Genomic DNA, 24,712 nt, shown 5'->3' with positions numbered 1-24,712 from the left:
GGCCGGGGATCAGCGCAGCCGGATCACGCCGGTGCGCAGGTCGCTCATGTCGATGAGCGTGTGCTTGCCGCCGATCCGTCCCCAGCCGGTCCGGGTTCCCCCTGCGCCGCCGAAGGGCATGTTGATGTCCCAGAATCCGTTGCTCTCGTTCACCACGACCTGACCGGTGCGGATCTCCTCCACGAAGCGGTAGGCCCGGGCGATGTCCTGCGTGAAGACGGCGCCCTGCAGTCCCAGCGCGTCCTCGTTCGCCAGCCGCAGCAGCTCGTCGTCGGAGTCCGCGGACACGATCGGGACGACCGGGCCGAAGGTCTCCGCGATGCTCAGCTGCGCGTCCGGAGCCACGCCGTCCACGATCGTGAAGTCGTAGTACAGGTCCGTCGGGTAGCCGGAGGCACGCCCGCCGCCGAGCGCGATGTCGAACCCGCGCTCGCGCGCCTCCGCGAGGTGCCGATCGACCTTCGCCGCCGTCGCCTCGTTGTTCATCGGGCCCAGGGTCGTCGCCGAATCGAACGGGTCGCCGAGGACCGCCTCGCGCGCGGCGACCTTCGCCGCCTCCAGGAACTGCTCCCTGACCCGGCTGTGCACGAGGACGCGCCCGGTGGCGCAGCACACCTGGCCCGCATTGAAGTACGCGCCGCGGACGGCGGCCCGCGCGGCCGCGTCGATGTCGGCGTCGTCCAGCACGATGACCGGCCCGTTGCCCGAGGCCTCGATGATTGAGCGCTTGAGCCCGGCGGTCGCGACGATCTTCTCCGCCGTCGCGGACGACCCGATGAACCCGATCGCGTCGATGCCGGGGTGGCTGACGAGGTCCGCGCCGAACGCGCCCTCGCCGGGGAGGATGCTGACCAGCCCCGCGGGGACCCCCGCGTCCTCCAGGACCTCGACCGCGGCCAGGAGCGACAGGGCCGTGTGTGTCGGGGGCTTCACGACCACGGCGTTGCCGGTCGCGAGGCCGGGGGCCACGAACTCCGCGAACATGAGGACCGGGAAGTTCCACGGGATCACGATCGCCCAGGTGCCCACGGCCTGGTAGAACGTCCACATCCTGATCCCGCTGTCATTCGCCGGCAGGGTCTCGCCGTGCAGGCGCACCGCGTCCTCGGCGTGCAGGTGGAACAGCTGCGCGGTCTCGTCGATGTCTCCGTACGCCTCGCTGAGGGGCTTGCCCTGCTCCAGGGTCAGCAGGCGCGCGAGTCGGTCGCGGCGCTCGGAGATGAGGTCGCCGACGCGGTGCATGATCGCGGCGCGCTGCCAGACGCCGGTCCGGCTCCACGCGCCCTGCGCGGCACGGGCGGCGGCGACCGCGCGGTCCAGGTCCTCCCGGCCCGGCACCGCCACGGAGGCGATCACCTCGCCGGTGACGGGGCTGGTGACGTCGGTCGTCTCCCCCGAGGCGGCATCCACGTACTCGCCGGCCAGGAACAGGCGGGTGTGCGGGACCTCGACGTCGGCGGCGGTGATCTGTGCGGTCATGGTGATTCCTTTCAGAGGGCGGTTCGGGTGGGCCGGGGTCAGGGTTCGGGATCGGGAACGGCCGCGCCGGCTCGCCGGCGATCGGCGGCGCGGACGAACGCCCAGATCACCACGCCCAGCGCGAGGATCCCGAGCGCGATGCTCAGCTCCAGGATCCCGCCGTATCCGGTGATCGAGAAGCCCGTCGCGCCGACGACGAGGATGACCGCGAGCAGGATCGCGAGGACCACCGACACCGGCACGAAGAAGCGAGGAAGGCGGATCGGGCGCACCGCGTCGGGGCGGTCCTTGCGCAGCAGGGCGAATCCGGAGACCGCGAGCACGTGCGTGAGCACGTAGCCGAGGTTCCCGGTCACGATGATCGCGAGCGGCTGCTGGAGGACGACGAGAAGGACGACGTTGAGCACGAGCATGACGTTGAGCGCCCGCATCGGGATCCCCCGGCGATCGAGGCGCCCGACGGCGCGGACCGTCACCCCTTCCTTCCCCATGTTGAACAGCACGCGGGACGAGTCCGCGACCGAGGTCAGCATCACGAGCACGAGGGAGGCGATGAGGCACAGCACCATGACGTTCGCGGCGGCCTCCGAGCCGACGAGCTTCGCGAACGCCGCGACGAAGAAGGTGGCCGGGTCCTCCGCGATGGCGGCCTCTCCCGCGAACCCGCCGAGCGTGATGGGGACGAGGAAGAACACGCCGAGGCAGAACAGCGCCGCCGCACGGATGGCCCGCGCGGTGTCCTTGATCGGGTCGCGGTACTCGGAGGCGAACGTGGTGCACACCTCGACGCCGAGGGTGGTCCAGGCCATCACGTACAGCCAGACGAGCGCGGTGTGCACGCCCTCCCAGCCCTGGAGGTTCCAGCTGAGCTCCATCGGGTGCCACCCGCTGTTGAACAGCGGCAGCACGATGAACACGAACAGCGGGACCATGAGGATCGCCGCCGTGACGTACACGAAGGTCATCGTGACGCGCACCCCGATGGCGTTGATCGCGTAGAGGACGAAGATGACGACGAGGCCGATCACGATCGGGAAGCTGAGGTGGATCGGCCCGAGGTCGAGCTGCCATGTCTGATCGGGGAACCACTGCGACTGGATGATCAGGCCGGTCAGCGCTCCGTAGGTTGCGAGGTTGGATCCCCACGGCAGCCAATACCCGACGCCGGCGACCGGGGCGAGCCACGGCGCGCGGGTCTTCCAGGCCTCGGCCGCGAACCCGGCGATGCCGCCCGAGGACTCGGGGAACATGGTGGACAGCTCGATGTAGATCCAGTTCACGGCGAAGGCGATCACCATGGAGACGGCCCAGAGGAACGCGGCCCCCCAGCCGCCGAGGCCCGCGATCGACGCGCCGAGCGTGGCGATCAGGGCCGCCGGCATGGTCATCGACATCGCGAAGGCGTCGTACCACCGCAGCTTGCGCGGCAGCTTCTCCTGCTCGCCCGGTGCCACAGCGGCGTCGGCGGTGCTGCTCATGTTTCCTCCATTGGTCCCATGACGGATGCGGAGCCGGATCTGCCGTGTCTCCACCCAGACGCAGGCGGCTTCGCCTGCATGACAAACATCCTGGCTACTCTTTGCGAAATTGGCAAGTGTTGATCTAGATTTACTCTCGATCGGCATACGAGAGCCGGCGAGGTCGCCGCTTTCGGGAACAGGAGCGCCCATGCCCTCGACCGTCTTCGAACGCCGGCCGGCCCCGGCCGCCGCCGTCGCACACGCCCTGAGCGGCACGGCTTCGCGCGTGCTCTGGCAGGAGGACGCGCCCCGGGAGGAGCACCCGGCGCTCACGGCGGACACCACCGCGGACCTCGTGGTCGTCGGCGGCGGCTATCACGGGCTGTGGACGGCGCTGCTGGCCAAGGAACGCGACCCCGGACGACGGGTGGTCCTCCTGGAGGCGAACCGGATCGGGTGGGCGGCGTCCGGACGCAACGGCGGCTTCTGCGAGGCGAGTCTCACGCACGGATACGACAACGGGTTCCGCCGCTGGCCGGAGGACATGCCGACGCTCGAGCGCATGGGTGCGGAGAACCTCGACGAGATCGCGGCGACTGTCGAGCGGTACGGCATGGACGTCGACCTGGAGCGGACCGGCGTGATCAAGATCGCCACCGAGGAGTACCAGCGGCGCCAGCTGCAGCAGGCGCCGAGCGACGACCGGCACATCTTCCTGGACGGCCCCGATCTGCGCGCGGAGATCGCATCGCCCACCTACGCCGCCGGCCTCTGGGACCGCGACGGCAACATCCTCGTGCAGCCGGCGAAGCTCGCCGCCGCACTCGCGCGGACCGCCGCCGGACTCGGGGTGGAGATCCACGAGCGCTCCCTCGTCCGAGGGGTCGAGCGTCAGGGTGACGGCGTCTCCGTCGTGACCGACGGCGGGACGGTCCGTGCCCGGCAGGCGGTGCTCGCGACGAACGTGTTCCCGTCGCTGCTGCGCCGCAACCGCCTGATGACGGTGCCGGTGTACGACTACGTGCTCGCAACGGAGCCGCTCTCGGCGGAGCAGCGCCGCGCGATCGGATGGCAGGGACGCCAGGGGCTGGCCGACATCGCGAACCAGTTCCACTACTACCGGCAGACCGCCGACCACCGCATCGTCTTCGGCGGCTACGACGCGATCTACCACTACGGCGGCCGCGTCCGCCCCGAGTACGAGGAGCGGCCCGCGTCCTTCCGCCGACTCGCCGAGCACTTCCTCACCACGTTCCCGCAGCTGGAGGGCATCCGCTTCACCCACCGGTGGGCCGGAGCCATCGATTCCTGCTCCCGCTTCTGCGCGTTCTACGGGACGAGCCACGGCGGTGCGGTCGCGTACGCCGCGGGCTTCACGGGCCTGGGGGTGGCGGCGACCCGTTTCGCCGGCAACGTCGTGCTCGACCTGCTCGACGGCGCCGACACGGAGCGGACCCGTCTGCGGATGGTACGGGAGAACCCGATCCCGTTCCCGCCCGAGCCCGCCGCGTCGGTCGGCATCAACGCGGTGCGGTGGTCCATGGACCGCGCCGACCACCGGGAGGGCCGACGCAACCTGCTGCTGCGCACGCTCGACGCGCTGGGCATGGGCTTCGACTCCTGAGCCGCACGCCGCCACGGGCACACACCGGTCAGTGCGTGCCGAGCTCCACGAGCACCACGCCGCCGACGATCACGGCGAGGCCGATGGCGGTGAGGGTCGAGATGTGGTCCTGGAAGAGCACCCGTCCGAGTACCGCGGTGGCCGCGACGCCGAGAGCCGCCCACACCGCGTACGCGATGCCCACCGGCATCCCCAGGGCGAGCACCGCGCCCAGGAGCACGTAGGACGTGAGGTACCCGACGACGATCACCGGGATCCACTTCTTCACCCGGAAGCCCGAGGAGGCCCGGAGGGACAGCGTCGCCGTCACCTCGCTCACGATCGCGCCGATCAGCAGGATCCAGGTCACGGCGCCCGCTCCCCCGCGTGGCGACGGCCCAGCTCCGCCATCAGCACCCCGGCCATGATGACGACCAGCCCCACCAGGGAGAGCGGGCTGAGCAGCTCGGAGAACAGCGCCGCGGCGGCCAGCGCCGTGAGCGCGACGCCCACCGCCGACCAGATGCCGTAGGCCACGCCCACCGGCATGCCCCGGGTCAGCACCATGCCGAGCAGCCAGAACGCCCCGCCGTAGCCGATCACGGTCGCGATCGCCCACCACGGCGCGCCGCCCGTCGCCACCGTGCGCAGACTCAGCGTCGCCGCCACCTCCAGCACGATCGCCAGCAGCAGCGGCGGCCAGGCGCTGCCCCGTCGCTGCGGGGGCGGCGTCTCGGCGGTCATCGACGCGGATCCTCCCGGCTCAGGCGTCGAAGCCCTCGGCGATGATCTCCACCAGCTCCTCGCGCTCCTCGACGGGGAGGAACGCGCCGGCGGCGGCGTTGAACTGGAAGGACTCCAGGTCCTCCAGGTCGTACCCGAACGCGTCCACCAGAAGGCTCAGCTCGCGGGTGAGCGAGGTCGCGCTCATCGTGCGGTTGTCGACGTTCACGGTCACGGCGAACCCGAGCTGGTAGAGCAGATCGAAGGGGTGGTCCGCGAGCTCGGTCCCCCAGGCGGCGATCGCACCGGTCTGCAGGTTCGACGACGGCGACAGCTCCAGGGGGATCTCCCGGTCGCGCACCCAGCGGGCGAGGTCGCCGAAGCGCACCTGCACCTCGTCGCCTTCTCGACCCATGATCTCCAGATCCTCCGCGATCCGCACACCGTGCCCGAGGCGCAGCGCACGGCCGTCGATCAGGGCCGAGCGGATCGAGTCGGGTCCGGCCGCCTCTCCGGCGTGCACGGTGACCGGGAAGAAGTTCTCCGCCAGGTGGTCGAACGCCGCCCGGTGCCGCGACGGCGGGAAGCCGTCCTCGGGGCCGGCGATGTCGAAGCCGACGGCACCGCGCCCGCGGAACGCCACGGCCAGCTTCGCGATCTCCAGCGAGCGGTCCGTGTGACGCATGGCGGTGACCAGCTGGCCGACGCGGATGCTGCGTCCGGACCGGTCGACGATGTCCTCGCCCTCCTCGATGCCGGCCTGCACGGCCTCGACGGCCTCCTCCAGGCTCAGGCCTCGCGCGAGATGCTGCTCGGGCGCCCAGCGCACCTCGCCGTAGATGACTCCGTCGTCGGCGAGATCCTCGACGAACTCCCGCGCGACCCGGGTCAGCCCCTCCCTGGTCTGCATGACCGACGTCGTCAGGTCGAAGGTCTTCAGGTACTCCACGAGCGAGCCGGAGTCGCTCTGCGCGGCGAACCAGCGCCCGAGCGCCGCGGGATCCGACTCGGGCACCTCGAGCCCGATCGCATCCGCGAGCTCGATGATCGTGGCGGGGCGCAGGGCACCGTCGAGGTGATCATGCAGCGAGATCTTCGGCAGGCTCCGCAGCGAGACCCCCTGGACGGTGGCGTCACCCGTGGCGTCGATTCCGGTCGCGTCGGTCGGCATGGCGGATCCTCTCGGATGAGTGACGGCGCTGTCAGCGGCTGGGGATGACGCACGCGGCGTCCGGGATCAGCCTAGTCATCCCGGAACGCCTCCGACACCGTCCGCCCGACAGCCCGCCCGCGGCGGCTCAGGCGGTGATGCGCTCGCGCACGAGCGGCGACGCCGCCGGCTTCTCCACACCGATCTCCCACGCTCCCGCGACGGCGTCCAGCGCACGCGAGAAGCGTGCCGCGTCGTCCGCCGACAGGGTGAACAGCGGGTCTCCTGCGCGGACCTGATCCCCGGGCTTCACGTGCAGATCGATGCCGGCGGCGTGCACGACGGCGTCCTCCGCCCGCGCCCGTCCGGCCCCGAGCCGCCACGCGGCGATCCCGAACGGAAGGGCGTCCATCCGCGTGACGAAGCCCTCGGCCTCGGCCGTGACCGTGTGCGTCTCGCGCGGGGCCGGGAGCGACGCCGTAGGGTCGCCGTCCTGGGCGCGGATCATCGCGTTCCACACGTCCATCGCCCGGCCGCCGGCCAGCGCCTTCTCCACGTCGGCGTCCGGGTGCCCGCTGAGCGCGAGCATCTCGCGGGCGAGCGCCAGGGTCAGCTCCCGCACGTCGGCGGGACCGCCGCCGGCGAGGACCTCCACCGACTCGCGCACCTCGTTGGCGTTGCCGATCGCGCGCCCCAGCGGGACGTTCATGTCGGTCAGCAGCGCGGTGGTGGACACGCCGGAATCGGTGCCGAGCTCGACCATCGTGCGGGCGAGCTCTCTGGCCCGCTCGATGTCCTGCATGAACGCGCCGGAGCCGAACTTCACGTCCAGGACGAGCGCGTCGGTGCCCTCGGCGATCTTCTTCGACATGATGCTCGACGCGATCAGCGGGATCGCCTCGACGGTGCCCGTCACGTCCCGCAGCGCGTAGAGCTTCTTGTCCGCGGGAGCGAGCCCCGAGCCGGCCGCGCAGATGACCGCGCCGACCTCGCCCTGGAGCTGCGCGAACATCTCCTCGTTGCTCAGCGCCGCGCGCCAGCCCGGGATCGCCTCCAGCTTGTCCAGCGTGCCGCCCGTGTGGCCGAGGCCGCGGCCGGACAGCTGCGGGACGGCCACGCCGAACGAGGCGACCAGCGGCGCCAGGGGCAGGGTGATCTTGTCGCCCACTCCGCCGGTGGAGTGCTTGTCGACCGTGCGCTTGCCCAGCGCGGCGAAGCTCATCCGCTCCCCCGACGCGATCATGGCGTCGGTGAGGACGCGGATCTCGTCCCGCTGCATCCCGCGCTGGAACACCGCCATCGCGAAGGACGCCATCTGCGCGTCCGAGACGTAGCCGCGCGTGTAGGCGTCGACCATCCAGCGCAGCGCGTCCTCGGGGACCGCTCCCCCGTCGCGCTTGGCGCGGATCACGTCCACGGCGTCGAACGGCTCCACGGTCATCGTGCCTCCTCCAGATCCCTGGGCCCGAACGCGTCGGGCAGGACCTCGTCGATCGTGCGGATCCCCGAGACGGTCTCCAGGAGCATCCCCGGCATCGCGTGCTCGAACAGCAGCTGACGGCAGCGCCCGCACGGCATGATCGTCTCGCCGTCGCCGTTCACGCAGACGAACGCGACGAGGCGCCCGCCGCCGGACATGTGCAGGTCGCCCACCAGGGCGCACTCGGCGCACAGGGTCACGCCGTACGACGCGTTCTCCACGTTGCAGCCGGCGACGATGCGTCCGTCCCCGACGAGGGCCGCGGCCCCCACCCGGTACCGCGAGTAGGGCGCGTACGCCTTGCGCATGGCGTCCTCGGCGACCTGGCGCAGCTCGTCCCAGTCGATGTCGGTCATGTCCCTCCTCAGGACTTGATGTAGGGGTCGCCGTCGGCGGCCGGCGGACGCGAGCGCCCGACGAGGCCGGCGACCGCGAAGATCGTCACGACGTAGGGCAGCATCAGCATGAACTGGCTCGGCACCGGCGACCCGATCACGCTCAGCACACCCTGGAGGTTGGAGGCGAAACCGAACAGCAGCGCCGCCAGCGTGGCCTTGATCGGATCCCACTTGCCGAAGATCACGGCGGCCAGCGCGATGAATCCGGCCCCCGCGGTCATCTCCGGATTGAACCGCGGCACCGACACGAGCGTGTAGAATGCCCCGCCCATACCGGCGATCGCGCCCGCGATCATCACGTTCATGTAGCGGGTCCGTGCGACGTTGATGCCGACCGTGTCCGCCGCCTGCGGGTGCTCGCCGACCGCGCGCATCCGCAGCCCCCACCGCGTCCGGTACATGCCGAACCAGACCGCGAACACCACCAGGTACATCAGGTAGACGACGATCGTCTGCCGGAACAGGATCGGGCCGAGCACGGGGATGTCGCCCAACAGCGGGATCGGGATCGGCGCGAACGGCGTCACCGTGTTCATCGTCGCCTGGTTGGGAGCGAGCACCTGTCGGAACAGGAAGGTCGTGACGCCGATGACCAGCACGTTCAGCACGACGCCGACGATCACCTGGTCGACGTAGTAGGTGATCGCGAAGACACCGAGCACGAGCGCCACCAGCACGCCCGCGACCATCGCGGCGATCAGTCCCGCCCACGGCGTCCCGGTCAGCGACCCGACCACCGCGGCGCTGAAGGCGCCCGCCAGCAGCTGCGCCTCGATGGCGATGTTGACGACGCCGGCCCGCTCTCCGATCACGCCGCCCAGCGCGCCGAAGATCAGGGGAGTCGCCAGGGCCAGCGCACCGCCCAGCAGTCCGACCATCGGAAGCGTGCCGGAGCTGCCCGCGGCCGCCCAGGCGAGGAAGCCGAACACGAGCACGACGACGAACACGGCGATGAGCCACAGCGGCACCGCTCGTCGCTGCCGCGACAGCACGACGGAGACCACCGTCACGACGGCGAGGATCACGATGCAGGTCCACGCGGTGGCCGTCCCCGGCACCACGAGATCCGGCAGGGTGAACAGGTCGCTGCCCGCGGAGAAGCGGAAGGTGGCGTCTCCCGGACGGGGGACGATCACCGGCAACAGGGAGAACAGCACCGTCACGACTGCGAAGATGATCGGCGTCTTCCAGGAGACGACCGAGACGGTGCGCGGCTGGGCGTCCAGCGTCTGCACGCTCATGCCGCCACCTCCTTCTTCATGGCGCGCCGCGTTCGGCGGTTCGCGCGGCCGGGCTGGGGCAGACCGAACATCGCACGCACCATCGGAGGTGCGGCGATGAACAGCACGATGAGCGACTGCACGACCAGCACGATCTCGATCGGCACGCCCTGCGAGGCCTGCATGGTGAATCCACCGGTCTTGAACGCGCCGAACAGGATGCCGGCGCCGAGGATGCCCAGCGGGCGGGATCGCCCGAGAAGGGCCACCGTGATCGCATCGAAGCCGATCCCGGCGTCGATCCCGCCGCTGAAGCCCTTCGGCTCCGTGCCGAGGACCTGGCTGACTCCGGCGAGGCCCACGAGCGCGCCCGCGATCACCATCACCAGGAAGTACATCCGCCCGACCGAGATGCCGGCCACGCGCGCCGCGGCGGGGTTCTCCCCCACCGCGCGGAAACGGAAGCCGAGGCTGGAACGCTCGAGCAGCCACCACGTGATCGCGACGGCCACGAGCGCGAACAGGAACCCGAGGTGCAGCTTGTACATCGGTCCGAGGATCTGCGGGAGCACCGCGGTCTCGTCCATCGGCGCGGTCTTCGGGTTCTGCGACCCGGGCGCCTGCAGCACGCCCTGCGTGGCGAGCATCCAGGCCAGCAGATACACCGCGATGTGGTTGAGCATGATCGTCACGATCACCTCGTGCGCCCCCGTGCGGGCCTTCAACAGGCCGGCGATCCCGGCCCACAGCGCGCCGGCGAGGACGCCGGCGACGAGGGCCGCGACCATGTGCAGCGGGAATGGCATGTCCAGAGCGGTGGCGACATAGCCCGCCGCGGCGGCGGACATGAGCATCTGCCCCTGACCACCGATGTTGAACAGTCCGGCGCGGAACGCGAGCCCGACGCCGAGCCCCGCCGCGATCAGCGGCGTGGCGAACTTGAGCGTCTCGGTGAGGGGCCGGATGCCGACGGCGAAGCTGTCCGCGTTGACGTTGTAGATCGAGCCGCGGAACAGCGCCGCATAGGCGCCCGCCACCGCATCCCAGATCGCGCCGAATGTGTCGCTCGGCCGCTGGAAGAAGTATCCGGCGGCGGCCTGCACGTCCTTGTCCGTGGCGGCGATCATGATCGATCCGACGATCACTGCGGCGATGACGGCGAGAACCGAGATGATCGCGTTGCCCCTGACGACCTGCTGCACCGCGATGCGCCACCGCGAGGGCGGCGGCACGTCGGCCGTGCCCTTCGGCGCCGGAGTCTGCGTCTGCGCGGCGGTCATGCCGTGGCTCCTTCGTTCGCGGCGCCCGCCATCATCAGGCCGAGCTGGTCGCGCGGCGTGTCGCCGGGCACGATGCCGACGATGCGTCCGCGGTACATCACCAGGATCCGGTCGGCGAGCGCGGTGACCTCGTCCAGCTCCGTGGAGATGACGATCACGGGCACGCCGGCGTCGCGGGTGGCGACCACCCGCTTGTGGATGAACTCGATCGATCCGACGTCGACGCCGCGCGTGGGCTGGGCGGCGACGAACAGCGACAGGTCGCGGCTCAGCTCACGGGCGAGCACGACCTTCTGCTGGTTGCCTCCGGACAGACGCCCGGCGGCCTGGGACGGCCCTTGCGTGCGGATGTCGAACTCGTCGATCTTCTCGCGGGCGAACTGATCGAGCGCTTTCAGCTGCAGCGCCCCCGCCTTCACGAACGGCGCGCCCGAGGAGCGGTCGAGCATCAGGTTCTCCGCGATGGAGAACTCCTTGACCAGCCCGTCCACGCCGCGGTCCTCCGGGACGAATCCCACTCCGGCGTCGAGGATGTCGCGGACCGATCGCCCGACGAGCTCCTCTCCGTTCAGACGGATGCTGCCGCGGACGTGGGGCTGCAGGCCGACGATGGCCTCGGTCAACTCCGTCTGGCCGTTCCCCTGCACTCCGGCGATCGCGAGCACCTCGCCGCCGCGGACCTCGAAGGACGCTTCGTCGACGAGGACCGTCCCGGCGGCGTCCGTCACGGTCAGGTTCTCCACCACCAGCGCGTTGCTGCGCAGGTTCGGCGCGTCCTTGTGCACGGTCAGCTCGACCGCGCGGCCGACCATCAACGAGGCGAGCTCGGCGTTGGTCGCGTCGGGCGACGCCTCGCCGACGACCTTGCCGAGCCGGATGACCGTGATGCGGTCCGCCACCTCGCGGACCTCGCGGAGCTTGTGCGTGATGAAGACGATCGCGGTGCCCTGCTCCTTCAGACTCCGCATCGTGGCCATGAGCTCGTCCGTCTCCTGCGGCGTGAGCACGGCGGTCGGCTCGTCGAAGACAAGGATGCTCGCGTCCCGGGACAACGCCTTGATGATCTCCACGCGCTGCTGCACGCCGACCGGGAGATCCTCGACGATCGCATCCGGATCGACGTCGAAGCCGAACCGGTCGGAGATCTCCCGCACGCGCGCCCGCGCGGCTCCGAGGTCGAGCCGACCGCCGAACGTGGTCTGCTCGTGGCCGAGCATCACGTTCTCGGCGACCGTGAAGACCGGGATCAGCATGAAGTGCTGGTGCACCATTCCGATCCCTGCCGCCATCGCGTCACCGGGGCCGGAGAAGTGCTGCACCTCGTCGTCGAGGAGGATCTGGCCCTCATCCGCCTGGTAGAGGCCGTACAGCACGTTCATCAGCGTGGACTTGCCGGCACCGTTCTCGCCGAGGAGGCAGTGGATCTCGCCGGGCCGGACGACCAGGTCGATGTGATCGTTGGCCGTCAGCGCGCCGAACCTCTTCGTTATGCCGCGCAGTTCGAGCTTCATGTGTCGATCCTATTCGGGCGTGCTCAGACGCCGTGGGGTCGGGTGGGAAAGCGGAAAAGAGGGGAGGTCGGCATGACGCCGACCTCCCCTGCGCCTCTCCGAGCGTTACTCGGAGAGGTAGGACGTGACGGTGATCTTGCCGTCGATGATGTCCTTGGTGACCTGGTCGACCTTCGTCATCAGCGCCGGGTCGACCTTGCTCTCGAAGTTGTGCAGCGGCGCGATGCCGACGCCCTTGTTCTCGAGGGTGCCGATGTACGGCTCGCCGGAGAAGTCGCCCTTCGAGCTCGCCATGACGGCCTCGTACGTGGACAGGTCCATCGCCTTCAGCACCGAGGTGAGCACGACGTCGGCCGTGGTCGGGTCGGTGACGAACAGGTCCGCATCCGCGCCGATGAGGGCGATCTCGCGGCCGGACTCGTTGATCGCCTGCAGCGCCGACTGGTAGATCGGGCCGCCGACGGGAAGGAGCACGTCCACACCCTGGTCGATGATGTTCTTCGCGACGGTCTTGGCGTCCTGGTTGGCTTCGAAGCCGCCGGTGAAGGAGCCGGTCTTGCCGTCCCAGCCGACGACCTGCACGGCCGTGCCGTTCTCCTGGTTGTAGTGGTCGACGCCCTGCTTGAAGCCGTCCATGAAGATCGTCACGGTCGGGAACTCCATGCCGCCGAAGGTGCCGACCTTCCCGGCCTTCGAGTAGCCCGCGGACAGGTAACCGGCCACGAACGCCGCCTCGGCGGTGTTGTAGAGCAGCGGCTTGACGTTGTCCGGCTTGCTGTCGCCGCCCGCGTCGTCGACGAGGATGAAGTCGGTGTCGGGGTTGGCCGAGGCCGCGTCGACGGTGGCCTGCGACAGGGCGAAGCCCACCGCGACGATGGCGTTGCAGCCCTCGGACACCATGTTGTCGACGTTCGGGCCGTACTCCGTCTCGGCGTTGGACTCCGCCTTCTTCAGCGTGACGCCCAGTTCGTCCGCGGCCTTCTGCGCGCCCTCCATCGACAATTGGTTGAACGACTTGTCGTCGAAGCCGCCGAAGTCCGAGACGATGCACGGCAGGAACTCGGATCCGCCGCCGTCACCGCCGCCGGCGCCCGGCTTCTCGGTCGGCGCCTGGCCGCAGCCGGCGAGTGCGATCGCGACGGCGGCGACGAGCGTCGCGCCGAACAGCTTCTTGGTGGTTGAGATGGTCACTCAGGCCTCCCCTGCACGCACCCGCGGCCATCGCGGGTCGATCAAAGTTACCCAGTGTGACGGCGCGTGCGCATCCGCGCTTGCCCTGGCGGCGAGGAATGGTTATCAAGCTGAAACCATATGAGCCCCAACGTGCTCATTTGAGCAGCGGCCCCTCTGATCTACCGGATTCAGAGCAGGGAATGCTCAGAGCACGTCACCGCGACCGGTGAGCTTGAGAGACTCCACGACGCCCTTGACGCGCTGGGCGTGCTCCGTCGTCGTCACCAGGAGCGCGTCGGGGGTGTCCACCACGACGATGTCCTTCACCCCGACGAGGCTGATGACCCGCGACGTCTGGCTGACCAGGATCCCGCTGGCCGCGTCGCTGAGCACGCGCGCCTTCGGGCCGAGCACGGCGAGGTCGTTCTTGCGGCCGTTGGAGATGAGCTTGGTCAGCGACGCGAAGTCCCCCACGTCGTCCCAGTCGAAGTGCCCGGGGACGACGGCCAGGCGTCCGCGCTCGGCCGCGGGCTCGGCCACGGCGTAGTCGATCGCGATCTTCTTCAGCCGCGGCCAGATCCGGTCCACCGCCGGCCCGCGCCGGTCCCGGTCGTCCCACGCCTCGGCGAGCTCGAGCAGGCCCGCGTGCAGCTCGGGCTCGTTCACCGCCAGCTCGTCGAGCAGCACCCCGGCCTTCGCGATGAACATGCCCGCGTTCCAGAGATAGGTCCGCTCCGCGAGGTACGCCTTGGCGGTCTCCAGGTCGGGCTTCTCCACGAAGCGTTCGACCAGGGCCGCCTCCCGGGCGCCTTCGACGAGGAGCTCCTCGCCGCGCTTGATGTACCCGAACCCCACGGCGGGTTCCGTGGGCGAGATGCCGATCGTGCAGATGTACCCCTCCCGCGCCACCTCCACCGCGTCGCGCACGGCGAACTCGAACACCCGCGTGCCGCGGATCACGTGATCCGCGCTGAAGGAGCCGATGATGACGTTCGGGTCCCGGCGGTGCAGGATCGCCGCGGCCAGGCCGATGGCCGCCGCCGACTCCCGGGGCTCGGACTCGAGGAACACGTTCTCGTCGGCGATGCCGGGCAGCTGCTCCTCGACGGCGGCACGATGGGCGCGCCCGGTCACCACCGCGATCCGGTCACGACCGGTCAGCGGCTCGAGGCGATCCCAGGTGTCGCGGAGGAGGGATTGCCCGGAGCCGGTGAGGTCGTGCAGGAACTTCGGCGCATCGGCACGCGACAGCGGCCAGAGCCGGCTTCCGATGCCCCCCGCGGGGATGACGGCGTAGAAGTCCTCGATCGGCTCGCGCATGGCACCCAGCGTAGCGAGCGCGCCCGGAAGGACGGGGCGGGAGATTATCTCGATGTCGAGATACTTAGGGTCCCCTTCGTCGCTCCCCGAGGGCCGACGGGAATAGGATGGACGCGATCGCGCGCGCCGCCATGCGCGCCGGGCCCGCTTCGACCAGGGAGGACGACCGTGTCCGCAGGCACTCGCTTGACACCGTCGATTTCGGAAACCACGTCCAAGACCCCGCGCGGCACCCTTTACCGGGGGCGCGAAGGCATGTGGTCGTGGGTGCTTCACCGCATCACCGGGATCGCGATCTTCTTCTTCCTCCTGGTGCACGTGCTCGACACCGCCCTGATCCGGGTCTCCCCCGGCGCGTACGACGCGGTGATCGGCACCTACAAGAACCCGATCATGGCCTTCGGCGAGGTCGTCCTCGTGGCCGGCATCGCCTATCACGCCCTCAACGGGCTGCGCATCATCCTGGTCGACCTGTGGTCGAAGGGCGCCCGCTTCCAGCGGCAGCTCTTCTGGATCGTCATCGGCGTGTGGCTCGTGATCATGGCCGGCTTCGTGCCGCGTCACCTTGCGCTCGCGTTCGCCGGCTTCGGCGAGGGAGGACACTGATGACCGCTCAGGCTCCGGCACAGCTCGCCGCCCCCCGCCGCCAGCGCGGGTTCAACCTCGAGAAGTGGGGATGGGTGTTCATGCGCGCCTCGGGCGTCGTGCTCGTGGTGCTCATCTTCGGCCACCTCTTCGTCAACCTCATGCTCGGCGAGGGCATCCACGCCCTCGACTTCGCCTTCGTCGCCGGCAAGTACGCCACGCCGTTCTGGCAGTGGTGGGACGTCATCATGCTCTGGCTGGCGCTCATCCACGGAGCCAACGGGATGCGCACGGTCGTCAACGACTACGTGACGCACTCGGGCGTCCGCAAGACCCTGCTCGGCGCGCTCGGCCTGGCCGCCGCGCTGCTCATCATCCTCGGCACCCTGGTCGTGTTCACCTTCGACCCGTGCAACGGCGTGTTCGAGGACGGCGCGATGTGGGAGACCTGCCAGGCCCTGGTCAAGTGACCGCCCGGCAGCGCGAGAAGACAGATAGGCATAAGAGAGTGACCACGCAGACTCAGGATTCCGTCGTCAAGAACGGCGTGCACCACCACGAGTTCGACATCGTCATCGTCGGCGCCGGCGGCGCCGGGATGCGAGCGGCGATCGAGGCCGGGCCCGGCGCCCGCACGGCCGTCATCAGCAAGCTGTACCCCACGCGCTCCCACACCGGCGCGGCGCAGGGCGGCATGGCCGCAGCGCTCGCGAACGTCGAGGAGGACAGCTGGGAGTGGCACACCTTCGACACCGTCAAGGGCGGCGACTACCTCGTCGACCAGGATGCCGCTGAGATCCTCGCGAAGGAGGCCATCGACGCGGTCATCGACCTCGAGAACATGGGCCTGCCCTTCAACCGCACGCCCGAGGGCAAGATCGACCAGCGCCGCTTCGGCGGCCACACCGCCGAGCACGGCAAGACCCCGGTGCGCCGCGCCTGCTACGCCGCAGACCGGACCGGTCACATGATCCTGCAGACGCTGTTCCAGAACTGCGTCAAGCTCGGGATCAACTTCTTCAACGAGTTCTACGTGCTCGACCTCATCACGGTGAAGAACGACGAGGGCAAGACCGGGATCGCCGGCGTGGTCGCGTACGACCTCGCCACGGGCGAGCTGCACGTCTTCCACGCCAAGGCCGTGATCTTCGCGACCGGCGGCTTCGGCAAGATCTTCAAGACGACCTCCAACGCGCACACCCTCACCGGTGACGGCGTCGGCATCGTCTGGCGCAAGGGGCTGCCCCTGGAGGACCTGGAGTTCTTCCAGTTCCACCCGACCGGGCTCGCCGGACTCGGGATCCTCCTCACCGAGGGCGCACGAGGCGAGGGCGCGATCCTCCGCAACGCGTCCGGCGAGCGGTTCATGGAGCGTTACGCCCCCACCATCAAGGACCTCGCCCCGCGCGACATCGTCGCTCGCTGCATGGTCCAGGAGGTCGCGGAGGGCCGCGGCGCCGGCCCGCACAAGGACTACGTGCTGCTGGACTGCACGCACCTGGGCGCTGAAGTCCTGGAGACCAAGCTGCCCGACATCACGGAGTTCGCCCGCACCTACCTGGGCGTCGACCCCGTGGTGGAGCCGGTCCCGGTCATGCCGACGGCCCACTACGCCATGGGCGGCATCCCCACCAACAACAACGGCGAGGTGCTCGCCGACAACGACACGATCGTCCCCGGCCTCTACGCCGCGGGCGAGTGCGCCTGCGTCTCGGTGCACGGCGCGAACCGTCTCGGCACCAACTCGCTCCTGGACATCAACGTGTTCGGCAAGCGCAGCGGTCGCAATGCCGTCGAGTACGTCAAGACCGCCGAGTTCCTCCCCCTCCCGGAGGACCCCGCCAAGGACGTCCGCGACATGATCGAGGGGCTGCGCACCAACACCGGCACCGAGCGGATCGCCGTGCTGCGCAAGACGCTGCAGGACGAGATGGACCGCGGCGCCCAGGTGTTCCGCACCCACGACTCGCTGCAGCACGTGCTCGGCGTCATCGCGGAGCTGCGCGAGCGCTATAAGAACGTGCACGTCGACGACAAGGGGCACCGCTTCAACACGGACCTTCTCGAGGCCGTCGAGCTCGGTTTCCTCCTCGACATCGCCGAGGTCGTCGTCTACGCCGCACAGAACCGCGAGGAGAGCCGCGGCGGCCACATGCGCGATGACTTCCCCCAGCGCGACGACGAGAAGTACATGAAGCACACCATGGCGTATCTGACCGGCGACCCGCACTCGTCCGATCCGAGCGACCACATCCGTCTCGACTGGAAACCGGTCGTGTTCACGAAGAACGAGCAGGGCGAGCTGAACTACCCGCCGATGGAGAGGAAGTACTGATGTCCACCGCCGTCGTGGAGCAGGAGGTCGTCGAGGACACCGGCGTGCAGTCGTACCTCGTGACGTTCATCATCCGCCGCTTCGATCCCGAGGTCGACGCCGAGCCCCGCTGGGTGGACTACGACGTCGAGATGTACTCGACCGACCGCGTGCTCGACGCGCTGCACAAGATCAAGTGGGAGGTCGACGGCTCGCTGACCTTCCGCCGCTCGTGCGCGCACGGCATCTGCGGCTCGGACGCCATGCGCATCAACGGTCGCAACCGGCTCGCCTGCAAGACGCTGATCAAGGACCTGGACATCTCCAAGCCGATCTACGTCGAGGCCATCAAGGGGCTGCCGCTGGAGAAGGACCTCGTCGTCGACATGGAGCCGTTCTTTGCGGCGTACCGCGAAGTCAAGCCGTTCCTCATCGCCAACTCCGAGCCGGAGAAGGGCAAGGAGCGCATCCAGTCGATCGCCAACCGCGAGATCTTCGACGACACCACCAAGTGCATCCTGTGCGCCGCCTGCACGTCGTCCTGCCCGGTGTTCTGGACCGACGGGCAGTACTTCGGCCCGGCCGCGATCGTGAACGCACACCGCTTCATCTTCGACTCGCGCGACGACGCCGGCGGCGCCCGCCTGGACATCCTCAACGACAAGGAGGGCGTCTGGCGCTGCCGCACGACCTTCAACTGCACCGAGGCGTGCCCCCGCGGCATCGAGGTCACCAAGGCCATCGCCGAGGTCAAGCAGGCGGTCCTTCGCGGCGGCCGCTGATCCGCACCCGCTTCCGACACGTCCCCATCCTCTCGCTAGGGTGGGGACGTGTCCGCGTCCGCCCCTCGTGATCCGGTGCCGGGGAATCCGGGCGCGGTGATCGCCCGGCTCGAGAAGCCGCTGGACCGCGCCGCCGCCCTCACCCGCCGGACGATGGCGGCGTTCCCGGTCCGGGTCTGGCGGCACTTCCTGCGCAACAACGGCTTCCTGCTCTCGGCCGGAGTGAGCTATCAGGGCCTCTTCGCTCTGTTCGGGCTCGTCTACATCGCCTTCGCCGCCGCCGGGATCTGGCTCGGCGGGAGTGCGGAGGCCGTCGACGCCCTGATCGGGATCGCCAACGGCTACATCCCCGGTCTCATCAGCGAGCGCGGTCTCGCCTCCCCCGCCGACGTCCGACAGATCGCGCAGGCGTCGGGAGGGGTGCTCGGGATCACCGGCGCGATCGCCGTGGCCGCGGTGCTATGGACCGCGATCACCGCGGTGACCTTCACCCGACGCGCGGTGCGGGACATCTTCGGCCTCGGCCAGGATCCGCGCAACGCCGCCCTGCTGAAGCTGCGGGACCTCCTCGCGGCCGCGGCCTTCGGGCTGTCCCTCCTCGTCGGGGCGGCTCTGTCGCTGCTCGGCGTCTGGGCTCTGACCGGGCTCTTCGACGTGCTCGGGTGGAGTACCGCCTCCTGGGCGTTCGGGCTCGGCGTGCGCGTCGGATCCATCCTGGTGATCTTCCTCGTCGACGCGCTCGCACTGGCCCTGCTCGTGCGCTTCCTCACGGGCATCGCCCTCCCCTGGCGCACGATCGTCCCCGGCGCTGCCCTCGGCGGCGCGGCAGTGACCGTGCTCCAGCTCGGCGCGGGGCTGCTGCTGTCGCGGACCCCGACGAATCCGCTGCTCGCGACCTTCGCCGTGGTCATCGCGATGCTGCTGTGGTGCCGCTGGGTGGCGGTCGTCGTCCTGGTGGCCTGCTCGTGGATCGCGGTGGCGGCCGCGGACCGCGACCAGCCGCTGGAGCAGGAGGACGAGACTGCCGCGCGCCGGGCCGAGCAGGAGGCCCTCGTGCTCGCCGCCGCCGTACGGCGACGCCGCGCGGCCGAGGCGCTCGACGCCGCGCCGTGGCACCGCCGGGCCGGGGCGCGCCGCGTCCTCCGCCGGGCGGAGGAGGAATGGGAGCGGGCCGTCGCCGACGCCGAGGTCTCCGACGAGACCCACCGCCGCACCGCCTCCCGCCTCGGCGACGCGATCGGCTGACCGCACCCGCCCGGTCCGCCGTGTCCGAGGCCGTCGTTAGGCTGGAGACATGCCTCATCTGCGTGTCGCCTCGGTCAATGTCAACGGGATCCGCGCGGCGGTCCGCAACGGGATGCACACCTGGCTCGATGCCGCGGACGTCGACGTGCTGACGCTCCAGGAGGTCCGCGGGCAGGACGAGCACCTCGAGGCGGCGTTCCCCGGCTGGTCCGTCGTCCACCACGAGGCCACGGCCAAGGGCCGCGCCGGGGTCGCCATCGTGAGCCGCGAGCCCGCGCTCGCCTCTCGCACCGACTTCGGCGACGAGGACTTCGACTCGGCGGGCCGCTGGATCGAGGCGGACTTCCTCCTCGGGCAGAGGCCGCTCACGGTCGTGAGCGCCTACGTCCACACCGGCGAGGCCGACACTCCGAAGCAGCTCGAGAAGTGGCGGTTCCTCGACGCCATGACCACCCGTCTGGGCCAGCTCGCGGAGAACGACGCCCTGGCGCTCGTCACCGGCGACCTCAACGTCGGCCATCGCGAGCTGGACATCAAGAACTGGCGGGGCAATCGCACCAAGGCCGGGTTCCTTCCCCGCGAGCGGGCGTACTTCGACCGGTTCCTGGGCGCCGTCGGCGAGGAGATCACGGGTGTCGACGGATCGGTGGGTCCGGGCCTGGGCTGGATCGACATCGGTCGCACGGCGCACGGCGAGATCGACGGCCCGTACACGTGGTGGTCGATGCGCGGCAAGGCGTTCGACAACGACAGCGGCTGGCGGATCGACTACCACCTGGCGACGCCGTCCCTCGCGGCCCGCGCCGGCGGCTACCACGTGGCCCGTGCGGCGACCTACGCCGAGCGCTGGAGCGACCACGCCCCCGTCATCGTCGACTACTCGTACTGAGGCCACTGACGCGGCGACTCGCGACCAGGGGACCCGCTGACCCAGGGAACCGACACGGCCGCCGTGGACGGCCCTTCGACGGGCGGGCTTTCCCGAAAACCCCGGAGGGATGTCCCGGTGTCCCCGACGTCGCGCTCACGGGATGCTCGGAACTGTGAATCCCTCCGTCCTGCTCAGGTCCTGGTTCGGCTGTCTGCTGGGCGGCCTTCCTCTTCTCGCCCTGCTTCTGACCCCGGCGCTGATGCGGAGCCGCGCCGGCGGCGAGGGGCTGCTGGGAATCGGAGTGCTGCTGCTCGCGGCTCTCCTCACCGGGGCGTTTCTGCTCGCCCCGACCATGACCTCCTGGTTCGCACCGGCACGCGGGTCCTGGGCACCGCCGACCGCTCACCGTGCCGCGCGGGCGGTGTGGCGCGAGCACACCGGTCCGGCGGTCGTCGCGCTCCTTCTCGGGCTCGGGGTGTACGCGCTCGGACAGGTCGCGGGCTACGCCGTCGGCATCGTGCTCCCGCCCGTGCTCGACGACCCGACGGCAGGCCCCGGGCAGTCGCCCTGGGTCATCGACTACCCCGCTTACGCCATCCAGGCCGCGGTCGTCTACCTCGTCACGACGGCGGCGATCGCGCTCTACGGCGTGCGGCTGCGCATCCTGCATCTGCACCACCACGCCGGTGCGCGCACGCGGCCGGCGGACCGCACGCGGTGAACCAGGCCCGGATGAGCACGTCTGCGAACACCGCCCCGGCGATACCGCCCGCCCCGAATGCCGACGAGAAGCGCTCCCGGCCCCGCATAGGATTGAGAGCGTGACGAAGCCCCGCCTCTACTCCGGAATGCAGCCCTCCGCCGACTCCCTCCAGGCCGGCAACTACATCGGGGCGCTGCTGCAGTGGCGGGACCTGCAGAGTTCCTACGACGCCTTCTTCTCCGTGGTCGACCTGCACGCCCTGACCGTCGCGCAGGACCCGGCGGAGCTGCGGGAGAAGACCCGGCGCACGGCCGCGCAGTACATCGCCGCGGGGATCGAGCCGTCGCAGTCCACGCTCTACGTGCAGTCGCACGTCCGTGCGCACGCCGAGCTCGCCTGGATCCTGAGCACCATCACGGGCTTCGGCGAGGCCGGGCGGATGACGCAGTTCAAGGACAAGTCCTCGCGCTACGGCGCGGACGCGACCTCGGTCGGCCTGTTCACCTACCCCGTGCTCATGGCCGCGGACATCCTGCTCTACCAGACCGATGTCGTCCCGGTCGGCGACGACCAGAAGCAGCACGTCGAGCTCACCCGCGACCTCGCCGAGCGCTTCAACTCCCGCTTCGGAACGACGTTCACGGTTCCGATGCCGGTGATCCAGAAGGACACCGCCCGCATCTACGATCTGCAGAACCCGACGTCGAAGATGTCCAAGTCCGCCGAGAGCGACGCCGGCGTCCTCTGGCTGCTGGACGACCCGGCGAAGTCCGCGAAGAAGATCATGCGCGCGGTGACCGACACCGAGGGCAGCGTCCGCTATGACCGGGACGAGAAGCCCGGGGTCTCCAACCTGCTCACGATCTACGCCGCGCTGACCGGACGACAGGTCGCCGCGATCGAGGACGAGTACGCGGGCCGCGGCTACGGCGACTTCAAGAAGGGTCTCGCCGAGGTCGTCGTGGAGGAGTTCGGGCCCGTGCGGGAGCGTGCGCAGGAGCTGCTCGCGGACCCGGCCGAGCTCGACCGCATCCTCGCGGCGAACGCCGCCCGCGCCGACGAGGTCGCCGACGCGACCCTCGCCGACGTCTACGGCAAGGTCGGCCTGCTCCGCCGCGTCTGACGCTCCGCCGGGCCGGCGCCCCCGACCGCGTCAGCCGTGCGCGGCGAGGACGCGCTTGAGATCGGCGAGTCCCCGTTCGAAGTCCGCCGTCCCCGCCGCGAACGTGCCGGCGTCCTCCGCATCCGCCCACTGGTCCATGAGGACGGTCGCGACGGCTCCGGACGCGTTCGCCAGCAGCAGCGCCTCCCGCACCACCCGGCCCTCGCCGAGAACGCGACGCTCCGGGTGCGCGAGCAGCCACCGGGCGGTGAGATCGACGAGCTGATGCCGCAGCGTCGAGAAGGTCTCCTCCCAGCGCCCGAGGGTCTCGGGCTGTTCGCGGACGAGCCGACGACGACCGGCCATGACCAGGGGATCGACCGTGTCGCTGCCGACCGAGGCCAGTGAGACCACGTTCAGCGCACGGGGGATGTTCCCGGGGTCGGCGTCGAGGATCGCCATCGCCTGCTCCTCCGGGATCATCCGGAGCCCGGGGCCGAAGACGGCGGCGTCGACGGAGGCGACGTAGTTGAAGAACGTGCTCCGTGCGACGTCGGCACGTGCACAGATCTCGGCGACCGTCACGGAGGCGTAGCCGTATTCGCAGGCGATGCCGATCGCCGCGCGCTCGATGGCCCGCAGCGTGCGCCTCCGATTCCGCTCGCGCCTTCCGGTAGCGGCGGGACTGGGACCTTCGCTAATGTCGGACATAGTCCAAGTATGGACATAGTCCACCAATATGGTGGAGTGGACCGCCGCGTTGCGCCGAACCCCAGGAGTGCCATGTCCCCTGCCGTCGATCCCGTCACCGCGTCCGCCGTCTCCGCCCGCGAGGATGAGGGATACTTCGGACCGGAGAGCGTCTCCTGGCGTGTCTTCTCCGACCCCGCCACCAAGCTGGGCGGCATGGCAGCCCTCCTGCTCCAGGCGCTCAACCCGAACATGATGCGCCTCTTCGACCATGCGACCGCCGCGTACGACGACCCCGCAGGGCGCAGCGAGCGCACGGGCCGGTTCCTCGAGACCACGGTGTTCGGGGACCGCGCGCACGCCGACGCCGCGGCCGCATCGGTCCGGCGGATGCACGCCCACGCCGTCTGGACCGACCCGCACTCCGGGCAGACGCTCCGCGCCGACGAGCCGGCCTGGCTCGACTGGACCCACAACACTCTCGTGTTCGCTCTCCTTCGTTCGTCGGAGGCCTTCGGCCTGGAGCTGACGCCGGACGAGCAGGACGCCTTCGTCCGCGAGCAGCACATCGCCGCGGGTCTCGTCGGCTGCGAGGTCACCGGGCTGCCCGCCTCCCGAGCCGACCTGGAACAGTACATCGACGACCAACGGCACTGGATGGCGCTCACCCTGCCCGCCGCCCAGGTGACCCGGACTCTCCGCGCGCCGCGCCTGCGCGGCAACCCGATCGCGGTGTGGACGTCCGTCGTCGTGCAGGACGGGGTGCTCTCCCTCCTGCCGGACTGGGCGCTTCTCCTCTACGGCGTCGAGGGGCGACCGATGAACCTGCGGCGGGCCGGACGCAGCACCCGGCGCCTGATCGGACTCGCGCGTCGGAACCGCCCCTACGATCGGCTCATCACGGAGATCACCGACCGCGTGGACACCCACCCTTACCGCAAGGTCCGCGCCGCCCGGCGCTGACCGGGGTCGGGAACCGGGGTGGCGGCCCCTCCGAGATATCCTGGAGGGATGGATTCCGTCGTGCTGCACACCGATCGTCTCGTCCTCCGCCCGCCGACGGAGACCGACGTCGACGCGATCACCGCAGCATGCCAGGACCCCGAGATCCCGCGCTGGACGACGGTCCCCAGCCCGTACTCCCGCAAGGACGCGGAGGACTTCGTCGCCTTCGTCGCACAGGCCTGGGACGACGGCAACGAGGCCGTCTGGGGCGTCTACCGCGACGAGTCACTCATCGCGTGCGTCGGACTGCACCACATCACCGAGCACCGCGCGGGCGGGCACGCGGAGCTCGGGTACTGGACCGCTCCCGCCGCACGCGGGCACGGCTACCTCAGCGAGGCGGCCCGCGCGGTCGTCGACTGGGGTTTCCGCGACCTCGGCCTCGCCCGCATCCAGTGGCAGGCGGTGGAGGGAAACATCCCGTCGGCCCGCACCGCCCGCGGCCTCGGCTTCCGCTTCGAGGGCACGCGTCGTCAGGCCCTCGTCAGCCACCGCGGCCGCGACGACGGCTGGACGGCGGGTCTGCTGTCGACCGACGACCGCTCCCCCGTCGACTGGCCGGTGGATCTGGGCTGACCGAGCGGGGACGAGACCGGCACGGATGTCGGCGTCCGGTGG

At 70.2% G+C, this 24,712-nt stretch carries 24 protein-coding genes; 11 read left to right on the top strand and 13 right to left on the bottom strand.

Annotated elements, in window-relative coordinates; genetic code table 11:
• Window positions 1-9 precede the first annotated feature (9 nt).
• Window positions 10-1,479 carry an aldehyde dehydrogenase family protein gene (locus tag V6R91_RS25315; protein WP_336397536.1) on the bottom strand — a complete coding sequence of 490 codons (1,470 nt, stop codon included), beginning with the start codon at window positions 1,477-1,479 and terminating at the stop codon, window positions 10-12.
• Between the two features lie 38 nt (window positions 1,480-1,517).
• The gene (locus tag V6R91_RS25310) at window positions 1,518-2,957 is read right to left on the bottom strand and encodes an APC family permease (protein ID WP_271060034.1); all 1,440 of its coding nucleotides are present in this window, start codon (window positions 2,955-2,957) and stop codon (window positions 1,518-1,520) included.
• Between the two features lie 190 nt (window positions 2,958-3,147).
• On the opposite strand from V6R91_RS25310, the gene V6R91_RS25305 reads away from it, so the two are divergent.
• The gene (locus V6R91_RS25305) at window positions 3,148-4,563 is read left to right on the top strand and encodes an NAD(P)/FAD-dependent oxidoreductase (RefSeq protein WP_271060035.1); all 1,416 of its coding nucleotides are present in this window, start codon (window positions 3,148-3,150) and stop codon (window positions 4,561-4,563) included.
• 28 nt (window positions 4,564-4,591) lie between these two features.
• Here the strand turns inward: V6R91_RS25305 and V6R91_RS25300 are convergent, their stop codons facing one another.
• The 10 genes from V6R91_RS25300 to V6R91_RS25255 form a co-directional block, all read right to left on the bottom strand.
• Window positions 4,592-4,912: a DMT family transporter gene (locus tag V6R91_RS25300; RefSeq protein WP_271060036.1), complete on the bottom strand. Its 321-nt coding sequence runs from the start codon at window positions 4,910-4,912 to the stop codon at window positions 4,592-4,594.
• Window positions 4,909-5,286: a DMT family transporter gene (locus V6R91_RS25295; protein ID WP_271060037.1), complete on the bottom strand. Its 378-nt coding sequence runs from the start codon at window positions 5,284-5,286 to the stop codon at window positions 4,909-4,911. Before V6R91_RS25295 ends, V6R91_RS25300 begins: the two co-directional genes overlap by 4 nt.
• Window positions 5,287-5,305: 19 nt before the next feature.
• Complete coding sequence (locus V6R91_RS25290) at window positions 5,306-6,436, bottom strand: adenosine deaminase (protein ID WP_336397535.1); 1,131 nt, start codon at window positions 6,434-6,436, stop codon at window positions 5,306-5,308.
• A 127-nt stretch (window positions 6,437-6,563) separates the two neighbouring features.
• On the bottom strand, window positions 6,564-7,856 hold the full coding sequence (locus V6R91_RS25285) for a thymidine phosphorylase (RefSeq protein WP_336397534.1): 1,293 nt from the start codon (window positions 7,854-7,856) through the stop codon (window positions 6,564-6,566).
• Window positions 7,853-8,251 carry a cytidine deaminase gene (locus V6R91_RS25280; RefSeq protein WP_219085079.1) on the bottom strand — a complete coding sequence of 133 codons (399 nt, stop codon included), beginning with the start codon at window positions 8,249-8,251 and terminating at the stop codon, window positions 7,853-7,855. Before V6R91_RS25280 ends, V6R91_RS25285 begins: the two co-directional genes overlap by 4 nt.
• A gap of 8 nt (window positions 8,252-8,259) precedes the next feature.
• Complete coding sequence (locus V6R91_RS25275) at window positions 8,260-9,534, bottom strand: ABC transporter permease (protein WP_336397533.1); 1,275 nt, start codon at window positions 9,532-9,534, stop codon at window positions 8,260-8,262.
• On the bottom strand, window positions 9,531-10,793 hold the full coding sequence (locus tag V6R91_RS25270) for an ABC transporter permease (protein ID WP_174522530.1): 1,263 nt from the start codon (window positions 10,791-10,793) through the stop codon (window positions 9,531-9,533). The genes V6R91_RS25275 and V6R91_RS25270 overlap by 4 nt, the downstream gene beginning before the upstream one ends.
• Window positions 10,790-12,304: an ABC transporter ATP-binding protein gene (locus V6R91_RS25265; RefSeq protein ID WP_067246078.1), complete on the bottom strand. Its 1,515-nt coding sequence runs from the start codon at window positions 12,302-12,304 to the stop codon at window positions 10,790-10,792. Before V6R91_RS25265 ends, V6R91_RS25270 begins: the two co-directional genes overlap by 4 nt.
• 105 nt (window positions 12,305-12,409) lie before the next feature.
• On the bottom strand, window positions 12,410-13,495 hold the full coding sequence (locus V6R91_RS25260; protein ID WP_217996220.1) for a BMP family lipoprotein: 1,086 nt from the start codon (window positions 13,493-13,495) through the stop codon (window positions 12,410-12,412).
• Between the two features lie 186 nt (window positions 13,496-13,681).
• Window positions 13,682-14,797, bottom strand: a complete 1,116-nt coding sequence (locus V6R91_RS25255; RefSeq protein ID WP_336397532.1) for a mannose-1-phosphate guanylyltransferase — start codon at window positions 14,795-14,797, stop codon at window positions 13,682-13,684.
• 168 nt (window positions 14,798-14,965) lie between these two features.
• Here V6R91_RS25255 and sdhC point away from each other — a divergent pair, with 168 nt between their 5' ends.
• The 8 genes from sdhC (at window position 14,966) to trpS (ending at window position 22,420) form a co-directional block, all read left to right on the top strand.
• Window positions 14,966-15,403, top strand: coding sequence for a succinate dehydrogenase, cytochrome b556 subunit (gene sdhC, locus V6R91_RS25250; protein ID WP_084344533.1), 438 nt, complete (start codon window positions 14,966-14,968; stop codon window positions 15,401-15,403).
• The gene (locus tag V6R91_RS25245) at window positions 15,403-15,852 is read left to right on the top strand and encodes a succinate dehydrogenase hydrophobic membrane anchor subunit (RefSeq protein WP_067246070.1); all 450 of its coding nucleotides are present in this window, start codon (window positions 15,403-15,405) and stop codon (window positions 15,850-15,852) included. Before sdhC ends, V6R91_RS25245 begins: the two co-directional genes overlap by 1 nt.
• Window positions 15,853-15,890: 38 nt before the next feature.
• Window positions 15,891-17,717, top strand: coding sequence for a succinate dehydrogenase flavoprotein subunit (sdhA, locus tag V6R91_RS25240; RefSeq protein WP_336397531.1), 1,827 nt, complete (start codon window positions 15,891-15,893; stop codon window positions 17,715-17,717).
• Window positions 17,717-18,478 carry a succinate dehydrogenase iron-sulfur subunit gene (locus V6R91_RS25235; protein ID WP_067246065.1) on the top strand — a complete coding sequence of 254 codons (762 nt, stop codon included), beginning with the start codon at window positions 17,717-17,719 and terminating at the stop codon, window positions 18,476-18,478. Before sdhA ends, V6R91_RS25235 begins: the two co-directional genes overlap by 1 nt.
• Before the next feature lie 48 nt (window positions 18,479-18,526).
• A complete protein-coding gene (locus V6R91_RS25230) occupies window positions 18,527-19,723 on the top strand; it encodes a YihY/virulence factor BrkB family protein (protein WP_336397530.1) in 1,197 nt (398 codons plus the stop codon).
• Window positions 19,724-19,772: 49 nt separating this feature from the next.
• Complete coding sequence (locus tag V6R91_RS25225) at window positions 19,773-20,612, top strand: exodeoxyribonuclease III (RefSeq protein WP_336397529.1); 840 nt, start codon at window positions 19,773-19,775, stop codon at window positions 20,610-20,612.
• A 154-nt stretch (window positions 20,613-20,766) separates the two neighbouring features.
• A complete protein-coding gene (locus V6R91_RS25220) occupies window positions 20,767-21,315 on the top strand; it encodes a hypothetical protein (protein WP_271060044.1) in 549 nt (182 codons plus the stop codon).
• Between the two features lie 100 nt (window positions 21,316-21,415).
• Complete coding sequence (gene trpS / locus V6R91_RS25215) at window positions 21,416-22,420, top strand: tryptophan--tRNA ligase (protein ID WP_336397528.1); 1,005 nt, start codon at window positions 21,416-21,418, stop codon at window positions 22,418-22,420.
• Between the two features lie 30 nt (window positions 22,421-22,450).
• Here the strand turns inward: trpS and V6R91_RS25210 are convergent, their stop codons facing one another.
• On the bottom strand, window positions 22,451-23,110 hold the full coding sequence (locus V6R91_RS25210) for a TetR/AcrR family transcriptional regulator (RefSeq protein ID WP_336397527.1): 660 nt from the start codon (window positions 23,108-23,110) through the stop codon (window positions 22,451-22,453).
• A 72-nt stretch (window positions 23,111-23,182) separates the two neighbouring features.
• On the opposite strand from V6R91_RS25210, the gene V6R91_RS25205 reads away from it, so the two are divergent.
• Together V6R91_RS25205 and V6R91_RS25200 are read left to right on the top strand one after the other, a co-directional pair.
• A complete protein-coding gene (locus V6R91_RS25205) occupies window positions 23,183-24,052 on the top strand; it encodes an oxygenase MpaB family protein (protein WP_336397526.1) in 870 nt (289 codons plus the stop codon).
• A 48-nt stretch (window positions 24,053-24,100) separates the two neighbouring features.
• Complete coding sequence (locus V6R91_RS25200) at window positions 24,101-24,670, top strand: GNAT family N-acetyltransferase (RefSeq protein ID WP_219085071.1); 570 nt, start codon at window positions 24,101-24,103, stop codon at window positions 24,668-24,670.
• Window positions 24,671-24,712 lie beyond the last annotated feature (42 nt).

The organism is Microbacterium sp. CCNWLW41, assembly GCF_037083505.1.
Note: the sequence above shows the minus strand (reverse complement) of the source record. Positions and strands in the feature narration are given on the sequence as shown.

Coding starts and splice junctions, on each gene's coding strand:
- V6R91_RS25290 (WP_336397535.1), bottom strand. CDS start 6,436: ATGCCGACCGACGCGACCGGAATCGACGCCACGGGTGACGCCACCGTC.
- V6R91_RS25235 (WP_067246065.1), top strand. CDS start 17,717: ATGTCCACCGCCGTCGTGGAGCAGGAGGTCGTCGAGGACACCGGCGTG.
- V6R91_RS25280 (WP_219085079.1), bottom strand. CDS start 8,251: ATGACCGACATCGACTGGGACGAGCTGCGCCAGGTCGCCGAGGACGCC.
- V6R91_RS25210 (WP_336397527.1), bottom strand. CDS start 23,110: ATGTCCGACATTAGCGAAGGTCCCAGTCCCGCCGCTACCGGAAGGCGC.
- V6R91_RS25265 (WP_067246078.1), bottom strand. CDS start 12,304: ATGAAGCTCGAACTGCGCGGCATAACGAAGAGGTTCGGCGCGCTGACG.
- V6R91_RS25295 (WP_271060037.1), bottom strand. CDS start 5,286: ATGACCGCCGAGACGCCGCCCCCGCAGCGACGGGGCAGCGCCTGGCCG.
- V6R91_RS25315 (WP_336397536.1), bottom strand. CDS start 1,479: ATGACCGCACAGATCACCGCCGCCGACGTCGAGGTCCCGCACACCCGC.
- V6R91_RS25205 (WP_336397526.1), top strand. CDS start 23,183: ATGTCCCCTGCCGTCGATCCCGTCACCGCGTCCGCCGTCTCCGCCCGC.
- V6R91_RS25285 (WP_336397534.1), bottom strand. CDS start 7,856: ATGACCGTGGAGCCGTTCGACGCCGTGGACGTGATCCGCGCCAAGCGC.
- V6R91_RS25225 (WP_336397529.1), top strand. CDS start 19,773: ATGCCTCATCTGCGTGTCGCCTCGGTCAATGTCAACGGGATCCGCGCG.
- V6R91_RS25275 (WP_336397533.1), bottom strand. CDS start 9,534: ATGAGCGTGCAGACGCTGGACGCCCAGCCGCGCACCGTCTCGGTCGTC.
- V6R91_RS25200 (WP_219085071.1), top strand. CDS start 24,101: ATGGATTCCGTCGTGCTGCACACCGATCGTCTCGTCCTCCGCCCGCCG.
- V6R91_RS25305 (WP_271060035.1), top strand. CDS start 3,148: ATGCCCTCGACCGTCTTCGAACGCCGGCCGGCCCCGGCCGCCGCCGTC.
- V6R91_RS25245 (WP_067246070.1), top strand. CDS start 15,403: ATGACCGCTCAGGCTCCGGCACAGCTCGCCGCCCCCCGCCGCCAGCGC.
- V6R91_RS25255 (WP_336397532.1), bottom strand. CDS start 14,797: ATGCGCGAGCCGATCGAGGACTTCTACGCCGTCATCCCCGCGGGGGGC.
- V6R91_RS25270 (WP_174522530.1), bottom strand. CDS start 10,793: ATGACCGCCGCGCAGACGCAGACTCCGGCGCCGAAGGGCACGGCCGAC.
- V6R91_RS25310 (WP_271060034.1), bottom strand. CDS start 2,957: ATGAGCAGCACCGCCGACGCCGCTGTGGCACCGGGCGAGCAGGAGAAG.